The organism is Halorubrum sp. SP3, from assembly GCF_005435195.1.
In the GTDB taxonomy this organism is placed as follows: Archaea; Halobacteriota; Halobacteria; order Halobacteriales; family Haloferacaceae; genus Halorubrum; species Halorubrum sodomense.
Genome location: NZ_SGTU01000736.1, coordinates 1 through 226, shown reverse-complemented (window position 1 = coordinate 226; position 226 = coordinate 1). Strand labels below are relative to the sequence as shown.

The window sequence follows — 226 nt, the reverse complement described above, 5'->3', positions numbered from 1 at the left end:
CGACGTGCGAGTCGGTGATAGACCGCTGAAGCTCATCGAACCCGGGCCACTGCTCGGCCAGCCTGTCACCCAGGTAGGCGAATTCCGATTCGTCGTCAGCAAGGAGGCCGACTAGCTTCAGGAGGTGAGTCTTCCCTGAGCCGAACGTCGCGTGGATGTAGAGAAACCGTGCGGCCTCACCGGGATGTGTCTTGATAGTCTCGCCGAGTTCCGTGAGAACCCGCTC

General features: G+C 61.1%; 1 protein-coding gene. It reads right to left on the bottom strand.

Translation table 11 applies throughout. From position 1 onward, the window contains the following. On the bottom strand, nt 1-226 hold a 226-nt coding region (locus tag EXE42_RS18080; RefSeq protein ID WP_137707145.1), incomplete at both ends, for a hypothetical protein.